The sequence below is a fragment of the Verrucomicrobia bacterium CG1_02_43_26 genome, assembly GCA_001872735.1.
Classification (GTDB): Bacteria; Verrucomicrobiota; Verrucomicrobiia; order Opitutales; family CG1-02-43-26; genus CG1-02-43-26.
Genome location: MNWT01000006.1, coordinates 39,194 through 52,151, shown reverse-complemented (window position 1 = coordinate 52,151; position 12,958 = coordinate 39,194). Strand labels below are relative to the sequence as shown.

At 41.8% G+C, this 12,958-nt stretch carries 14 protein-coding genes, 1 tRNA gene and 1 other RNA gene; 10 read left to right on the top strand and 6 right to left on the bottom strand.

Annotated features, from left to right (window positions below):
• Nucleotides 1–60: 60 nt before the first annotated feature.
• A complete protein-coding gene (locus AUJ82_02420; GenBank protein OIO60297.1) occupies nt 61–387 on the bottom strand; it encodes a preprotein translocase subunit YajC in 327 nt (108 codons plus the stop codon).
• Between the two features lie 176 nt (nt 388–563).
• On the opposite strand from AUJ82_02420, the gene AUJ82_02415 reads away from it, so the two are divergent.
• The 3 genes from AUJ82_02415 (at nt 564) to AUJ82_02405 (ending at nt 2,523) form a co-directional block, all read left to right on the top strand.
• The gene (locus AUJ82_02415) at nt 564–1,757 is read left to right on the top strand and encodes an 8-amino-7-oxononanoate synthase (GenBank protein OIO60296.1); all 1,194 of its coding nucleotides are present in this window, start codon (nt 564–566) and stop codon (nt 1,755–1,757) included.
• 78 nt (nt 1,758–1,835) lie between these two features.
• Entirely contained in the window at nt 1,836–2,327 is a 492-nt protein-coding gene (locus AUJ82_02410; protein ID OIO60295.1) for a hypothetical protein, read from the top strand.
• Nucleotides 2,328–2,446: 119 nt separating this feature from the next.
• Nucleotides 2,447–2,523, top strand: a tRNA-Arg gene (locus AUJ82_02405).
• 40 nt (nt 2,524–2,563) lie between these two features.
• Here the strand turns inward: AUJ82_02405 and AUJ82_02400 are convergent.
• The 3 genes from AUJ82_02400 to AUJ82_02390 all read right to left on the bottom strand — a co-directional run bounded on the left by AUJ82_02400 (nt 2,564) and on the right by AUJ82_02390 (nt 6,610).
• Entirely contained in the window at nt 2,564–3,760 is a 1,197-nt protein-coding gene (locus tag AUJ82_02400; protein ID OIO60294.1) for a hypothetical protein, read from the bottom strand.
• A 22-nt stretch (nt 3,761–3,782) separates the two neighbouring features.
• Nucleotides 3,783–5,510, bottom strand: a complete 1,728-nt coding sequence (locus AUJ82_02395) for a hypothetical protein (GenBank protein ID OIO60293.1) — start codon at nt 5,508–5,510, stop codon at nt 3,783–3,785.
• A 140-nt stretch (nt 5,511–5,650) separates the two neighbouring features.
• Entirely contained in the window at nt 5,651–6,610 is a 960-nt protein-coding gene (locus tag AUJ82_02390; protein ID OIO60292.1) for a thioredoxin-disulfide reductase, read from the bottom strand.
• A 131-nt stretch (nt 6,611–6,741) separates the two neighbouring features.
• Here AUJ82_02390 and AUJ82_02385 point away from each other — a divergent pair, with 131 nt between their 5' ends.
• From AUJ82_02385 to AUJ82_02360, 6 genes are all read left to right on the top strand, one after another.
• Complete coding sequence (locus AUJ82_02385) at nt 6,742–7,278, top strand: hypothetical protein (protein ID OIO60291.1); 537 nt, start codon at nt 6,742–6,744, stop codon at nt 7,276–7,278.
• Between the two features lie 10 nt (nt 7,279–7,288).
• Nucleotides 7,289–7,900, top strand: a complete 612-nt coding sequence (locus tag AUJ82_02380; GenBank protein OIO60290.1) for a guanylate kinase — start codon at nt 7,289–7,291, stop codon at nt 7,898–7,900.
• A 253-nt stretch (nt 7,901–8,153) separates the two neighbouring features.
• Nucleotides 8,154–8,402, top strand: a complete 249-nt coding sequence (locus tag AUJ82_02375; protein OIO60289.1) for a 50S ribosomal protein L31 — start codon at nt 8,154–8,156, stop codon at nt 8,400–8,402.
• A 62-nt stretch (nt 8,403–8,464) separates the two neighbouring features.
• Nucleotides 8,465–8,788, top strand: a complete 324-nt coding sequence (locus AUJ82_02370) for a hypothetical protein (GenBank protein ID OIO60288.1) — start codon at nt 8,465–8,467, stop codon at nt 8,786–8,788.
• Nucleotides 8,789–8,877: 89 nt separating this feature from the next.
• Nucleotides 8,878–8,976, top strand: an RNA gene (gene ffs, locus AUJ82_02365) — signal recognition particle sRNA small type.
• A gap of 21 nt (nt 8,977–8,997) precedes the next feature.
• Entirely contained in the window at nt 8,998–10,494 is a 1,497-nt protein-coding gene (locus AUJ82_02360; GenBank protein OIO60287.1) for a DNA polymerase III, subunit gamma and tau, read from the top strand.
• 19 nt (nt 10,495–10,513) lie between these two features.
• Here AUJ82_02360 and AUJ82_02355 read toward each other — a convergent pair whose 3' ends face one another.
• Entirely contained in the window at nt 10,514–11,272 is a 759-nt protein-coding gene (locus AUJ82_02355; GenBank protein ID OIO60286.1) for a hypothetical protein, read from the bottom strand.
• A 367-nt stretch (nt 11,273–11,639) separates the two neighbouring features.
• Here AUJ82_02355 and AUJ82_02350 point away from each other — a divergent pair, with 367 nt between their 5' ends.
• Nucleotides 11,640–12,020 (top strand): hypothetical protein, encoded by a 381-nt coding sequence (locus AUJ82_02350; protein ID OIO60285.1) that lies wholly within the window; start codon nt 11,640–11,642, stop codon nt 12,018–12,020.
• A gap of 19 nt (nt 12,021–12,039) precedes the next feature.
• Here the strand turns inward: AUJ82_02350 and AUJ82_02345 are convergent, their stop codons facing one another.
• A complete protein-coding gene (locus tag AUJ82_02345) occupies nt 12,040–12,879 on the bottom strand; it encodes a hypothetical protein (GenBank protein OIO60284.1) in 840 nt (279 codons plus the stop codon).
• Nucleotides 12,880–12,958: the final 79 nt, after the last annotated feature.

The following is a 12,958-nucleotide window of genomic DNA, read 5'->3' as shown; positions in this document are numbered from 1 at the left end:
TGGGTTAAAGAAAGGGGCATTTTCATGCCCCAAAAGATAATAAAAAGTGTAATGAAAAGCTTACTTCTTTTCTTCTACTTTGTTTTGCAAGAATGCTTTGTTCACTTCAATCTTCGTGTTGTCCGCAATTTTAACCACAAAGCGATCTTCTTTGACATTCGTAATAACGCCATAGATACCACCATTTGTGATAACGCAGTCGCCCGTTGTCAATTGACTCAGCATTTGAGCGTGTTTTTTTTGTTTCTTACGCTGCGGAGCGATGAGCAAAAACCACATACCGCCAAACAAAGCTGCAAAAATCAAAAGTTGCATGCCCATACCTGAGCCTTCGCCAGCTGCTGCTTGTCCAATAAAGGGAATAATTGTGTTTAGTAAAAGATCCATAATCAATGTCTAATAGTTGAATTGTAATTGCTTTGAATGGGCAGAATAAGCCTTAACGCACCTTAACGCAAGAAGAAAAGAGCCTTGGGAGCCAATTCATAACTTATTTACATCAAAATAAGCTTGTTTTCTCACCCGATAACAGGAATAATGCTCTGCACAAATAATAAATTTCTATGTTATCACTTTTCAAAAAGAATAAAAAAAAGATATTAAACCGTTTTAAAAAAGACCCGGATACTAAATTGCGGCTTAAATATAACCCTTATTATCTTTCTTTTGAAAAGCAGGTGGGCTCCCATGTGTGGCTTGATGGCAAGGAAATGATCATGCTCAGTAGTAACGATTACTTGGGTCTTACGCATCACCCTAAAATTATCGAAGCCGCAAAAAGGGCTTTAGATAAATGGGGAACGAGTACAACAGGCTCTCGCCTTTCCAATGGCTCACGTCGTTTTCACGAAGAGCTCGAAGAGCGGTTGGCCGCATTTTTAGGCAAAGAAGCTTGCCATGTCCACGAAGCCGGCTACCTCTCTTGTATGGCCGCAGCCACAACATTTGTAAATAAGGGTGATCTCGTCCTTGTTGACCGTAATGTCCATTCTTCTCTGTGGTCCGGCTTGGGTCTTACACGCGGCGAAATCGAGCGTTTCGGTCATAATAATCCAGCTGACTTAAAGAGCATTTTAGCCCAAGAGTCACCTGATCGTGACAAAATTATTATCATGGAGGGTGTCTATTCCATGGAGGGGCATATTTCCCGCTTAGATGAGTTTGTCGAGGTCACTCAAGGCCAAAATTGCCTTCTCGTTCTCGATGACGCCCACGGTTTCGGCGTTCTTGGTCACCAGGGTAGGGGAACTGTCAGTCATTTTAAGATGGAAGAGCACGTTGATGTTATTTGCGGTAGCCTCTCCAAGGCCATGGCAAGTACAGGCGGCTTTGTTGCAGCTGATAAAGCAACAATTGAATATTTCCGATCCCATTCCAAGCAAACTGTTTTCAGTGCTGCTATTTCACCAGCTCAAGCAGCTTGCGCGCTTGCCGCTATCGATGTTATGGAGTCCGAACCCGAGCACCTCGAGCGCCTTTGGGATAATACTCGTTATTATAAAAAGGTTTTGGATGATCTTAACCTGGATTACTGGCAAAGTGAAACGCCAGCGGTCCCCATTGTCCTTGGGGACAAAGCCAAGGTTTATTATTTCTGGAAACACTTGATGGAAAAAGGTGTATTTGCCGTAATCGCACTTGCCCCGGGTGTTCCCCCTGGCAAAGATCTTGTGCGCACCTCTATTTCAGCCCGTCACACAAAGGAAGATCTCGAGCAAGTTGCTGAAGCCGTTGCTTATGCGGTTAAGCGTATGTAGACAGGCGTTGGGGCGATGTATTTGACATTTCTTGTGGATGATTTATCGTTTAAGTAGATTCACTCTAATGAGATAAATATGAAACAAAAACTATTATCATTTTTGATGCTCATAACACTTGCTTCAACCCACCTATTTGCAAGTGACACCAGCTGCGCTTTTGTGGATAAAGCTTTTCTGGCTGATGTTACAGAATTTAGAGAAAATTATGCTTTCTTATGGGGGTATTATGGAAGCCCTGATTTTGTCGACAATCGTTTGGCAAAATTGAGTGAGGTGTCCCACGTTTTGTGGTCAAGTAACTGCCCCGAATTAAAGAAAATAATGGAGTCAGCAGCTTCGGCAACTGTCCGTAAGGCTAAGAAAGAAAGAAGGAGATTGGTTGAGTCCATTACAGTATCAACACTGAGTCCTTATGGGGGAGTGCCTACCTGCGAACTCAATTCACTAGGGCAAACCATTGAACGGCTTGAGGAATTGGCCACAAAAGATTATTTTAATAAATGCAATGCTTTTATAGATAAACACAAGTCAATGCTTGGTTTGATGAAAGCACAAGCTAATCGCTAATATACTAACAGCAGAGCTTCAGAGGGCTCCAGAAAACAGATGTGGGCTTCTAGGCTAAACTTTTTAGAAAAAGAGCTTGAAAAACTCAAGACTTCTACTACAATCATTGTTTCAAGTAGGCACCCGTAGCTCAATTGGATAGAGCACCTGACTACGGATCAGGAGGTTAGGGGTTCGACTCCCTTCGGGTGTGCCACTTTTCAGCTATATCAAGAGATTGTTTATAACGATCAAAGTTATTTTTCAGCCTTTCTTACAATAGCCAATAATTGAGCTTTCCATCCTAGATTTTCATTATAAAAGTGTTCTTGCAGAGCATCGCAGGCGCGGACTTTTTCTCGATAAAGATTATCATTATTTTGCAAATCCAAAATGGCGACTTCGTATGCCGCGACATCATTGACAGGCACTTCTACGCAAGCTTCTCGAAGAAGGCTTAACGCGTTGCATGCTGAGGATGTCACAACAGGTCTTCTTGAGAGAATACCTTCAGTTACAACTTGGTTAAACCCTTCCGCGAAATCCGATCGAGTGGGTACAATAACAATATCAGTATCATTAAAACGCTTTTTTATTTCCGAATGATTGCAATGACCTAAAATATTAACAAACGGGGATAATTCTTTTTCGTGGACTGCTTTTTTTAAGTTGTCAAGTTGGCTTCCCGTACCGCACACATCGAATACTATCTCTTTGCCCTTGTTTTTGAAATTCTCCGCAAGTTTTATTAAATCAAATACCCCTTTGCTGGTTTCTATTCTCCCGACATATAGGACTTTTGTTGGACGGTTTGCTTTTTCTTTGAGAGACATCCCCGCAAAGAGGTCTCTTTTGTAATTACAGAAGAATAGCGTGCAGGGAACTTTTTGTTTGGCGATTTTTTCAATCTGAACTTGTACTTCCTTGGATACAACGAGAATATCCAATGGTTTTTTTTTAATAAAGTTAACATCCCATGTCAGTAACGTTCGTTTAATTCCAGTAAAAGGATGTGCCTCAGCCCATAAGACACAAAAAAAAGACGGTATGATTTTTTTGCCCATGAGGGTTAATGTATACAACAAAAACCAATGTGTTGTACCATCAACGATTACGACATAATCAGCTTTTGCTTTGATGGCCTCGTATATAATCCGTAAGCCATAAAGAATTTCTCTAATATGGTATAATGCCCCTCGTTGAGGTAGTTTAGGTTTCGGGATATGCCTTACTCGTATTCCCTCTTCTGTACGATCATAGGTGCTTGGATTATAAGCAATTGCTACTCCTTTGAATCCTAGCTCACGGCAAACGCTATAAAATTGACCGCTATAGGTTTTTGACGTTATTTGAGGATCATCTTTTCCCTCTAGCCAATAATCAAACGTCTTTCCAATATCACCCGAACCTGCGGCAAAAAATATTGTTTTTTGTTTAGGAGTTTTTTTTAACATAATTTTCTTAACAAGTTAACCGTTAATCATTCGGGTATTCAATACTGCCTGGATGAGTTGCTTTTTCTCGATGCGGCTGGTTATCAGAAGAACCCGTTTCTTCGCGGTTACGTATATAGCCTTTGAGTGCGTAAAAGACCATTTTAGCGGTTAACGGTTTGCAGATATAATCATTTAAACCGGCAGCCATCGCTCTTTTGTAATCGGATTCATACGCGTTAGCAGTCATCGCGATTATATACGGGGTTGTAATATCTTGTGCCAATGCTCTTATTCGCTTCGTGCTTTCCAGGCCGTCCATTTCCGGCATAACGATATCCATTAATATAATATCGTAATGTTCCTTTTGGTAGCGCTCGATCGCTTCTTCTCCGCTGGATACCAATTCCACTTTTAACCCCAAATTATCTAAGATACTTTGGCTAATCATGCCATTGATAGGGTCATCATCAACAAGCAGTATCTTCAATGTTTGGCCGTCTAAGGGTCTTTTTAGTAGCTCAAATGCGTGGTTTCCAATCGTACATTCCGGTAAATAAGCAGGGGTTTTTAGGGAGAATGTGACGGTTGTACCTTGGCCTGGGGCGCTCTTCAAATTAATGTCCCCACCCATGTACTGTACTAGTTTTTTGCAAACGGCTAGACTCATGCCCGTACCTTTTCCTGACATTGCTTTTGCTCGAGACAAGTAGGAAAAAGGGTCAAATACATCAGCTGCCAGCTCAGGTGGCATCCCTAGGCCGGTATCTTCGACTATAAAGGCAAGTTTCGAATACTTTTTGCCGCGTTCTTGTAGGGAAATAATTAGGCTTACGGATCCCCTGGGGGTGTGTTTGATCGCATTGTCTAATAATTTTGACAGCACTTTGTGTAATATTTTTGGATCTGCTATGATATACTCAGGAACGCCTTGCTCGAATCGATGGCTAATTTCAATCGGTTTTTCTTGTAAGTAGGGAGTACTAAAAGAATGCATCACGCTTGTAATTGCGTTTTCAATTGAAAACGCCAGCCCTTCTGCTTGTAGTTCACCACTCTCTGCTGCAGAAAAGCAAAACAGATCATTGGCTAAACGTAACAACTTGTCGCAATCATCGTGTATGACTTCCAGGTAACTCTTGTGCTTTTGCGATAACAATGCCTTTTCTAATAAACTGGACATCCCGGCTATTCCATTCAAATAAGTACGCATCGTATGGCTAAGCGCTTTTATTGTAGACGTGATGTTTGCTTGTATTCGTTTTTTTTCTTCTTCTGAATGCCTGAAATCATTTTCCAGAAGTTCAAGTTCCATCATCAGCGCTTCTTTTTCTGACTGAGTTGTGCGTAGCGTTCTCTCTGCATGTTTCAATGCCTCTTCCAATTGTTGTGTTGAATGAGACGTGATGAATGTTTCCAATTCTTTGTCTTTTTCTGGGCTGCGATCTTTAAGAGAGCAATAATAGACTCCTTCGCTTGTATCGTAACGTCCATAGATGCGTGCATACATTACATTTCCTTTTGACGTTATGATTCTCAGTGAAAGATTCAGCAGAACGGCTTCTTTTCTCGCGTTTTCTAAAAACTGTAAAAAAATATTTTGATCATCCTTATGGATGAATATTTTGAGCGATTTACCCATGAAGTCATCTTCGCTATGTCCGGAAATATCAGCTCTATCATTGAGCGCCGAAATAAAAACACCCCTATCATCCAATTTGAATAAAAATTGGTCTCTCGCATTTGGGGTGGTTGAACTCGATTTCTTCATAGGGCAGGAGAAGAGGGGTCCTTCTTCTACCTAAACCTACACAATTTTATTCCAAAATTCAAATAGTCTTATGCGTAATAATGCGCGAAGCCAAAAAGATTAATTTTTGGCACGCAATCTTGCTTAAAGTATCGGGAATATTATGAATTCAGATGAGTAGATGCTTCCATCGCTTCGCATTCACTTAACCATCGCTCTGATTCAATTGCGGCTTGGCAGCCCATGCCAGCAGCCGTAATCGCTTGGCGGTATTTATGGTCAACGCAATCCCCGCAAGCATACACGCCTGGTATGCCGGTTCTTACCATACTGTTGGTTTCGGGAACAATGTACCCGAGTTCGTCTAGCTTCAGGATCCCATTAAATATTTGCGTGTTGGGGCTATGGCCAATGGCGACAAAGACGCCTTTGCAGTCCACGGTATGTTCTTCGCCTGTTTTGAGGCTTTTTACCCGTACGCCTTTTACGCCACCTTCTTCAACGCCAAGAACTTCTTCCACAACGCTGTCCCACAGCATCTCTATCTTGTCATGAGAAACAGTCCTGTCTGCCATGATTTTCGATGCTCGTAGCTCATCGCGCCTATGGATTAATGTAATTTTCTTGCAAAAACGGGTTAAAAAGAGGGCTTCTTCGCAGGCAGAGTCTCCGCCTCCAATCACAACAACGTCCATGCCGCGGTAAAACGCGCCATCGCAGGTTGCGCAGGTGGTTACGCCTTTTCCGCCAAACAATTCTTTTTCCCCGGGAGCGCCTAGCATCTTTGAAGAAGCGCCTGTGCTGATGATGATTACTTTTGCTTCATAAACCTTATCGCCGGCGTGTAGTCGCTTTATTTCGCCATCTAATTCAACTTTTGTAATGGTTTCATTCACAAAACGGGTACCGAATTTCTCCGCTTGCTTGCGCATTCTGTCCATTAACTCAAAACCGTCTATTCCTTCGGGAAAGCCGGGGAAATTTTCGACCTCAGAGGTAGTCGTTAACTGCCCTCCGGGCTGTTTGCCCTCAATTACCAATGGGTTTAAATTTGCGCGTGCTGTGTATAATGCTGCTGTCAAGCCGGCACACCCACTTCCTAGAATGATAATGTTTTCCATATCTGAAATAATAATTGAATAGTGTTATCAATAATCCCGAATCTTGTCAAAACCGCAATGCATATAATCAATCATAACGGCGCCCCTTTTTACTTTACTCAAATGCTAAAACAAAGGATAATTCTCCGCAAATGAGTCTCTTTTTCGCGACAATTCTGATGTCTGTTATCCTCTTAGCTACGGGAACAATGCTTTTGTGGCGAGGTGGTTTCTGCGAAGCTTTCTTGAAGCACTTTTTGCGCTCTAAAAACTTTGCATACCTCTTCTTTGGATTCGCGGCAGTTCTTTTTCTCTGGAATATCCTCCAGCTCGGTGAAGCTGATTTTGGTGAATACAAGCATTGGATGTTTCTCTTCTTTGCTTTCATTACTGTCGGTTCTTTCATTTGGGTGAAGGACTTCTTAGCCGTTCGTGGCCTAGCGATAGTCACTCTTTTTGTATCTAAAGCCTTTTTGGACGCGGCGTACATGCAGTCTCCCGATAGCCGCCTTTTTCTTGTCAGCTTTGTCTACTTGCTTATACTCCTGGCCCTTTTTCTCGGTACGGTTCCCTTCTATTTAAGGGACTTTATTAACTGGCTCTTCACTAAAGCTAGCCGAGTAAAGACATTTGCTGTCTTGATATTTTCTTATGGCTTAATACTGGCCGCTTCTACGTTATCATATTAGTGGATTTAAGATGATACAAGCTCCCCAGCCTCACGCTTTGCTTATTATCGTTTCCGGACCTGCCGGTAGCGGTAAAACCACCCTCTGTGACCGTATGCTGTCGACCTACTCGGGTAAGGTCAATCGCGTCATAACCGCCACAACGCGTGTCCCGCGGGATGGCGAGGAGGATGGCGACCACTATCATTTCTTTACCAGAGAAGCCTTTGAGGAACGCATCGCTCAAGATGCTTTTTACGAATATGCTCTGGTTCATGGCAACTATTATGGTACATTGAAAAGTGAGATCTATAAAGGCCTGGAAGGAGGCGTGAGCGACCTTTTACTTAACATAGACGTCCAGGGAGCCGCAACCTTCCGCGAGAAGGCGAAAAAGGATACGCTCTTGCAAGGTCATTTAGTCACCATATTTATCATGCCTCCAAGCCTCGATGAGCTGGATAAACGCCTTACCACGCGCGGTAAAGACAAGCAAGAGGAGATTGATAAACGCCTCAAAATTGCCCAAGATGAGATTAGATCCTGGCAAGACTACGATTATTGCATCCACAGTAAAGACAAAGAGACGGACTTTCAAGCCCTCCAAGCGATCTACCTAGCCGAGAAAGCTCGAATTCGCTAAGCGTTTACAGAGTGGTTTGTAAAACGCTTTACAAATTTTCACAAAACTTATTGACAAGCTTCAGAACATGCTGTTTACTACGTTGTTTAAGTTAAATTAGTTTTTCATATGAAAAAGTCCAACTCATTAAGATCATTAAAAGAAAGAGACGGCGATTGCCAAGTGGTACGTCGTAAAGGGCGCTTGTACGTTATAAATAAGAAGAAACCACGTTTCAAGGCTCGCCAAGGTTAATTATTAAGGAATTTTTGTTATGCAAAAAGATATACATCCAGAGTACAATAATGTTTGTTTTACAGACATCTCTACAGGAAGAAAATTTATTACAAAGTCCACCATGCGTTCCCGTAAAAAGGAAATGATTGATGGTGAGGAATATTACATCGTCATTTGTGACCTTACTATGGATTCTCACAGCGTTTACACTGGCAAGAAGACGATGGTAGACACAACAGGACGTGTTGAGAGATTCCAAAATCGTTCCCGTAAACGCGGCGTATAATTTTAGATTTGCAATTTATTCTTTAAATCCTGTATCCTTACTAGGATTTAAAGAATAAATTTATGCATTCCCCCCATTATTCTCGCCCGGAGCCCCATTCGGCGCAGCCACAGCAAGATAATGCCTTAACAAAGGCTGTTGCGAAAGAGACCAAAGATGCAGATTCATCTTTGTTGACAACCGAAATAAAAACAGTGCTTTCCGGTGTCTGTGATTATTCGAAGCCAAATTTTTGGCTGGATAAAGATACCTCTATCGCGGATAAAGAGCAAAGAATTCAACTTTTGGAGCAACAGATCCAAAATCTGAAAAATGATATTCTGAGTTTGGCAGATGCTCTTGAAAAAGATGAAAAACATGGGGAGTGGGAAGATCTGGTCTTCTAAAGATGTTTTCTTCAGGAAGCGACACAGTCTATTGATTTTTTTAAGAAAAACCTCTTGTAATGGCGTTTTTTTTAACGCATACTAATTGAGGCTGGGTCCTATGCAACATCGAACCAGTGAACCCCGTCAGGCCCGGAAGGGAGCAGCGGCAACTAGGATTCATGTGTGCCGTAGGGTGCCTGGCCACTTTTGTTTAATTTGCCCAGCTTATGGAAGAGTCTCAATACCAGGTAATAGCACGTCGTTGGAGGCCAAAACAATTTAGTGAACTGGTGGGGCAGGAGCACATTGTGCGCACCCTTACAAACGCTATTAAACAGAATAGAATCGCCCACGCTTACTTATTTGTGGGCCCGCGGGGTACCGGCAAAACAAGTGCCGCTCGTTTATTTGCCCAAGCTCTCAATTGCGAAGACGGCCCCAATATCAGTCCTCCGCAAGATTCCCCCATTTGCCAAGCCATTATCAAGGGCGCTTGCATGGATGTTATCGAAATTGATGGCGCTTCCAATAACTCCGTTGACCAAATTCGTGATCTCAGGGAAGAGTGCCAGTATGCCCCAACTCAATGCAAATTTAAGATATATATTATTGACGAGGTCCACATGCTTTCAACTGCAGCTTTTAATGCTTTACTGAAAACACTGGAAGAGCCCCCTGGCCATGTTAAATTTATTTTTGCAACCACTGAGGCACATAAGGTTTTGCCCACAATCGTTTCTCGTTGCCAACGGTTTGAATTTCGCCCCATTGCCCCAAAAATTATTCAAGAAAAGCTTGCGGAGATTGCAAAAGCAGAGAACATCGCAATCGAACAGCCTGCGTTGGCGTCCATTGCCCGTTTGGCTAATGGGGGCATGCGGGATGCTCAGTCTATTCTAGATCAATTGATTTCCTTTTGTGGTGATAAAATTGTCGAACAGGATGTTTTAAACGTATATGGCCTCGCTTCCGAACAAGAACTAAAAGAGCTGGCGCAAGCCATCGCGGCCTCCGACAACCAAATGCTGGTCGAACGCATAGATGCTTTAGCCTCCGAGGGGCGTGACTTACTGCGTGTTTTAATAGACCTGGAGGATATCGTTCACGAGGCACTGTTAGATGCTATTCGCAATCAGGGTACCAGTAGCCTTTTAGAGCACGAATTGCCGCAGGATGCCTTAGTTAGAATGCTTGAAGTTTTAAAAGAAGGGGAGCAATTAGTTAAAACCGGCCTCTCGGAGAAGGTTAATTTTGAGCTCACACTCCTCAAAGCAGCCCAAGAAAGCAAAGCGTTATCTATCGATAGTATCATTCAGGAGATTACTAAAATCGGCAAAGCGCTTCCAGAAGAACCTGAGGCGAAAAAAAAAACGAAGCCCAGCAACAACTCATTAACGCCTAAAGCGGATACGCATAATGAGCCTATCCCTGCCCAATCGGAAGCCTTTTTTTCTCCTACGGATGCCGAAATCGCAGACGCACTCAGTGCCTGTGAAGAAGATATCGCCACTATGCTTCATACCGATGAGCCGGACCCAGAAGACTTGGGTGCACTAAAGAACCTTCCTAGTAAGGAGCTAACAGATAACCCTAGCCAGGGAGGCAATTTATCCGAATCTCTCAAAACGGTTCCCATCGATACGCGCAACATGCTAGATCAGCTCTTTAGGGCAGAATATAAGGCAATTACACCCATTACGCCTGAAGAGCTGATTAAGTTGTAAACTGTTCTGTTGTTGGGAGTTATTCTTTATCGCCTTCCTTTACCAAGCTTTCAAACACTTGCACGATCTCGTCGGCTGTTTCTTTATGGCACGTTTTCTCCAGTTTTTTAGAAAGCTCATCTTTCATCTCCGTAAATGAGGTTCGATTCGTGAAGTTATAGTTGTTGTCAAAAAATGTGCCAACAGTGAAATGAAGCTCCTTGCTTTTGGGGTATATGGTATGTACATATTCCATTAATGCGAACAAAGCATACGCTTTAGTGTAGGTTGGATGCTCTTCCTTTAATAAACTTTCAAACTCTTCCAGCATCATATCTACTGTTCCTTTTTGGAATGCCTTCAGCCTTGTATTAAGATCTTCTTTTAACTCTTTAATTGATGTGTTGAGAAGCTTTTTCGTATCACTACTGTAGCTCGTCTCAAAATCCTGACAAACTTTATTGAGTTTCTCGTCCCTGGGGTATGTACTTGTTACATGGCTTTTGAGTCTTGATAACACAGAATATTTAAACCAAATAGCTTCCTTCTGTTCTTTGCTAAATTTTACTGCTTCTTCCTTGATTTCATCTTTGATAATCTCATTTTTATCTTTTTGCCCTATCATTTCCCACTCATCGAGGTCTTTGTCGTTAGTATCTATGGTTTTTTTATTCACATCGATATTTTTAATATCTTTATTTTTCTCAGATTTTTCAACTTTCTTTAAAACAACATCGTCTTCATAGTCGCTGCCTAATGATTTCGGGAATAGGTTAATATTGATTCCAAATATTTTCATGACAATCCACCCTCATTTAATGTTTAATTGATTTTAATTAAGTATAGCTCAGTTTTTGACAAAATCAAGTAGACTGGGTGTTTTGCTTGTAATTCGTTTGTGTAGAATTATTTGCGATTTATTTCAGGTTGTCTTACGCAATCAGCCACCACGCCAAAAATACCACATGAAGAACGATATTCGTTGCAACAGCCGCAGCAATAATCATCGATCACGACACCCCAGCCGCCTGGCAATTCTTGGAGGCGTTTTATGCCGATAGGTTTTCAGGATATCGAAAAAGCGGAATAAAATAAAGCCAAGGAGCAAAATGAACCACACGGGGTAGCGATCAAACAGGTATCCCCTGCCAAAAAAGCAGACGGGAATGGCTACAAATTCATCCAAAATGACCTCTGGAGGGTCTTTTTGTGGTGATAGCATTGTCGAACATACGCATCAAGAGCCCATCCCTGCCCAATTGGAAGCCTTTTCTTCTCCTACGGATGCCGAAATCGCAGACGCACTCAGTGCCTGCGAAGCAGATATCGCCACTATGCTTCATGCCGATGAGCCGGACCCAGAAGACTTGGGTGCACTAAAGAACCTTCCTAGTAAGGAACTGACGGATAACCCTAGCCAGGGAGGCAATTTATCCGAATCTCTCAAAACGGTTCCCAGTGATACGCGTAACATGTTAGATCAGCTCTTTAGGGCAGAATATAAGGCAATTACACCCATTACGCCTGAAGAGCTGATTAAGTTGTAAACTGTTCTGTTGTCGGGAGTTATTCTTTATTTTTTTCCTCTTTCTGTTTGTCCTCTTTTATAAAACTCGCAAACTTATCAGACACATATTTGGCTGTCTCTGAACCGAATTTACTCACCTTCACTTTCTTAGTAAGTTTGTCTTGCAACTCTGCATATGACGAATTCTCGTTGAAGCCCTCCTTGCGCCAAGCATCACAATCCTTTATGAGATAGACCTTGTCGTTCTCCTTGTAGTACAACTGCACATGCTTCACTAATTCTCTTAAGTGCGCATCCTTGAGCTGGATCGCAACTTCCTGATTATATCCATCATCATATATGGAAGGCTTAGATTCAGTATTATATACAATACTGTCAAATTGAGAATAAATTTCTAAATCTGTGTTTAGGTCGAAGTCTGCCAGTACGTTAGAAAGTTTATTTTGCAATTTTTCGTATGGAGTATGTATAAGATCCTTTTTGTTGTTTGTGCATTGAGATATAAAATCACCAATAGCTTTTTTAAGAGTGGGATTTGATTCGTAATTATCGCTTACAAAACTACCTAGTTTGTATAATGCACCTGACTTTTCGTAGTAGTTTTTGTTATCGATCTCAGAAAAATCCTCTTCTACCATTTCCCACTCATTCAAGTCGTTTTCATTAACATTTTCATTAACTTCTTCGTTAATATCTACCATTTCCCTTTTTACTAAATCTTTCTTGATAAACTCTTCATTTTTCTTGTTCACATCTATATTTTCATTGCCACTTTCCTTTTTGCCATGTGTTACCCGTTTGAATTTAATTTCATCAGCCCCATCATCGCTCTTGCTTACCATAGGCCCTTTCCCGAATATGCCCTTTATAAAATTCATATCAATCTCCTTTTATTGTTTAATTGTTTTAAATTAAGCATAACCTAGGTTTTGCTTGAAAGCAAATCAACCTAGCACT